The sequence below is a fragment of the Streptomyces europaeiscabiei genome, assembly GCF_001550375.1.
GTDB lineage: Bacteria > Actinomycetota > Actinomycetes > Streptomycetales > Streptomycetaceae > Streptomyces > Streptomyces europaeiscabiei.
Genome location: NZ_LRTR01000264.1, coordinates 1 through 3,459 on the forward strand (window position 1 = coordinate 1; position 3,459 = coordinate 3,459).

A 3,459-nucleotide genomic window follows, 5' to 3' on the forward strand; every position below is an offset into this window, starting at 1 on the left:
CGGCGACCGGCGATGGCGCGGACCTCGGCGCCGGACCCGGGCGGCAGGGCCTCGGCGGTCTCGGCCAGCTCACGCAGCCGGACGGTGAGTTCATCGGACACGGCCGTCCTCCTTCTCACCCGCGCCGGGGGCCAGTTCGCGCGCCAGCGCCGCCCGGCCGCGGGACAGCCGGGCCTTGACCGTGCCCACGGGGGCGCCGGTCTCGGAGGCTACCTGCTCCACACTCAAGTCGCACAGATGGTGCAGAACCACCGCCATCCGCTGTGCCTCCGGAATCCTGCGCAACGCGTCGACCAGCACCGCGCGTTCGGGCTCGGGTCCCGGCGCGTGTTCCGGGGGCGGATTTCGGCGCACCAGCTCCAGCCAGCGGCGCGCCCGCCGCCACCGGCTCACCGCGAGCCGCATCGCCACGGTGCGGATCCACGCCTCGGGCGCCCCCTCCGCGAGGAAGTCCCGCCGCCGGTCCCAGGCCCGTACGAAGGCCTCCTGCACCACGTCCTGCGCCTCGCCGTGGTCCCCGGTGTAGGCGTAGAGCTGGCCGGTCAGCCGGGGGAACGCGGTGGCGTAGAACGCGTCGAACTCTTCCTCGGTCATGCCCCCGCCGTCGTCCGAAGTCATCTGCGTCGCCGTGCAACCCGATCGCCCCCCTCGTGCGTACAGGTCCCGTACGTACGCCGCACATCGAAACACATCACGGAAACACACCGCTCGAAAGACATCTGGGGGGACACCATGACCACGAGGAACAGCGCCTCGGGGAAGAGGACCACGCTGGGCAGGACCACAGGGACGAGACGGGCCCGGCGTCTCGTCCACGTGCTCGCCACGACGGCCGCGTGCGCGGTCGCGCTGACGCTCACGGGCTGTGCGGGGATCGGGGAAGGGGTGCGGATCGAGGGGCCGAGCGCGATACCGAAGGCCCACGCCCGGGCGGACGCGGAGACGGGCGCCGGGGGCGACACCGAGGCCGTGAACGTGAAGCCGAGTCCCACCCCGCTGAAGGCCTTCGACGGCGCGCGCGTGAACATCGCCGACGGGCAGACCGTGGGCGTCGGCATGCCGATATCCGTGACCTTCGACCGCCCGGTCCCGGAGGCCGAACGCGCCTCTGTGGAACGCCGGTTGAAGGTCGAGACCAACACCGCCACCGAGGGCTCGTGGAGCTGGGTCAAGGACCGCAACCTCGCCGACGGGCAACGCGTCGACTACCGCCCCCGCACCTACTGGAAGCCCGGCACGGAGGTCACCGTCCGCATCGACGACGCGAACCTCACCCGGCACTTCACCATCGGCCGCTCACTGATCGCCACGGTCGACGTGGGCAGCCACACCATGACCGTCGTGAAGGACGGCTCGACCCAGCGGATCCCGGTCACCGCGGGCGCGCCCGGCATGGAGACCTGGAACGGCACGATGGTCGTCTCCGACAAGCAGCGCCGGGTGTTCATGGACTCCCGCTCGGTCGGCTACGGCGACTCGTACGCCGACTGGTACGCGTACGCCGTCCACCTCACCGCCTCCGGCACCTACCTCCACGAGAACCCGAAGGCCAACACGTACGCGGGCCGGCAGAACGTCACCCACGGGTGCGTGGGGCTCGCGGACGACGGGACGGCGAAACGGTTCTACGACCAGGTCATCCCCGGGGACGTGGTGAAGGTGACCGGCTCGAAGGAGACCGTGGCCGTCGGGAACGGGTACGGCGACTGGAACCTGGACTGGGAGCAGTGGAAGGCCGGCAGCGCGCTGAGGTGAGGTGCCGCGGAAAAAAAGTGTCCCGCCGGTGTCATCCGTCCCGTACGTCTCCCGGGTTTCAGGAGTGTCAGACCAACACACCTGGACCAACACACCTTTGGGGGTCGTCCGTTCATGGCCATGGCACGGATGCACACATTCGTCGCCGTCGCAGCGCTGACCACGCTGCTGGCGGGGGCATCGACGTCGTCGTACGCCGTCTCGCGGGGGGAGACGGCGCACGGCGCCGGCACGACGGTGGCGGAGTCGGCGGCCCGGAAGGCACCGACTCCGCGCATCGTCCAGCCCGGTGAACACGTCGTCGCCGCGCCGGGATTCGAGTTCTGGATGACGGCGGAGGGCAAGCACTGGCTGGAGCCGGACCTGCCCGACTTCCCGCAGTTCCGGAGCGTCGTCGACGGCAACATCGACCGGAGCCGGCCGGGGGTGTCGCTCCAGGCGTCCGCCTTCGAGGGGCGCTACTACCTCTCCGGCGTCTACTACGGAGGCAAGGGGACCGCCTCCCGCGTGGAGGTACGGACGAGCACGGGCAAGGTCCACGGCAAGCTGATCGAGCTGCCCGGAAAGCCGGGCTGGGGCGTCTGGTACGCCATCGCGGACCTGCCCACGGTGGGCGACGGGCAGGAGTTCCTGCGCGGTGTGACCGTCCACGACACCAAGGGCGGCGTCTACTCCCGGCTGCGCCTGCGCTGATCCGGTCCGGGGCGGTCCTCTCCACGGGCCGCTCCGCTCCGCCCCGGCACCTCGTGCCGAAGTGACCGTGCGGGAGCGGGACTTGACCGACCCGCTCCCGCACGGCAGGCTCCCCCGTTCCCGATCCCGAGGACCGTCGTCCGTGCCGCAAGAGAAACCCGGATCACCAGAGGCCGGTGACTTCGCCGTGTACGCCACCGCGGCCTGGCCCCGTCTGGTGCGTACCGCACACATGCTGACCGGTGATTTCCACGAGGCCGAGGATCTCGTGCAGACCACCCTGGCGAAGGTGTACGCCCGCTGGCGGCGCATACCGCGCGACGACGTGGACTTCTACGTACGGCGCTCGCTGGTCAACAACAACATCAGCCGCGTACGGAAGAGACGCGTGGCCCATCTGCTGACACCGTTCCTGCCGGAACGGGTGCACGAGCGGCACGCCGGGCACGACGAGTCGATCGCCCAACGGGCCGCCGTCACGCAGGCGTTGGCGGCGCTGTCGGCCCGGCAGCGGTCCGTGCTGGTGCTCCGCTTCTGGGAGGACCTCGGCGAGAACGAGATCGCCCAGCTGCTCGGCTGTTCGCTCGGCACGGTCAAGACCCATGTACGACGCGGCCTGCAGGCCCTGCGCGCCCACCCCGAGTTCGCCGGTGCGGCGCACGCGGACCGCCGCGCCCACGGCTCCGCCGCCTCCGTCCCCTCCTCCCGCCCTTTCACCCCGGCGTCCCCCTCGCCCGTTTCCGGAGCCCGCCCATGAACCGCCCCACTTCCGGGACCGGCCCGGACACCACCGCAGGAAGACACACAGGAGAAGGAGAGGGAACGGACTTGGGTACGGTCGCGGACTGCGAGTACGACGCCGACACCGGGCGGTTGCTGCGCGAGGCGTTCGCCGACGCCGCGTACGACCTCACACCGCCGCCCGTGCCGCTGCAGTCGATCGAACGGGACGGCCGCGGCCGGAGGCTGCGGCGCCGGGCCGTCGCGGTGGGCACGGGCTGCGGACTGCTG

The 3,459-nt window shown here is 71.2% G+C and carries 4 protein-coding genes and 1 pseudogene; 4 read left to right on the plus strand and 1 reads right to left on the minus strand.

The window, feature by feature from the left end; all coding sequences use genetic code 11:
- Positions 1-90: 90 nt before the first annotated feature.
- Entirely contained in the window at positions 91-594 is a 504-nt protein-coding gene (locus tag AWZ10_RS12655; RefSeq protein WP_046709043.1) for a SigE family RNA polymerase sigma factor, read from the minus strand.
- A 138-nt stretch (positions 595-732) separates the two neighbouring features.
- Between AWZ10_RS12655 and AWZ10_RS12660 the strand changes: the two genes are divergently transcribed.
- The 4 genes and pseudogenes from AWZ10_RS12660 to AWZ10_RS12675 all read left to right on the plus strand — a co-directional run.
- Positions 733-1,755, plus strand: coding sequence for a L,D-transpeptidase (locus tag AWZ10_RS12660; RefSeq protein WP_060891102.1), 1,023 nt, complete (start codon positions 733-735; stop codon positions 1,753-1,755).
- 129 nt (positions 1,756-1,884) lie between these two features.
- A complete protein-coding gene (locus AWZ10_RS12665) occupies positions 1,885-2,448 on the plus strand; it encodes a hypothetical protein (RefSeq protein WP_244172477.1) in 564 nt (187 codons plus the stop codon).
- Positions 2,449-2,590: 142 nt separating this feature from the next.
- Positions 2,591-3,205: a SigE family RNA polymerase sigma factor gene (locus tag AWZ10_RS12670; protein ID WP_060891104.1), complete on the plus strand. Its 615-nt coding sequence runs from the start codon at positions 2,591-2,593 to the stop codon at positions 3,203-3,205.
- Positions 3,206-3,276: 71 nt separating this feature from the next.
- Positions 3,277-3,459: pseudogene (locus tag AWZ10_RS12675) on the plus strand (hypothetical protein); the annotation flags it as partial.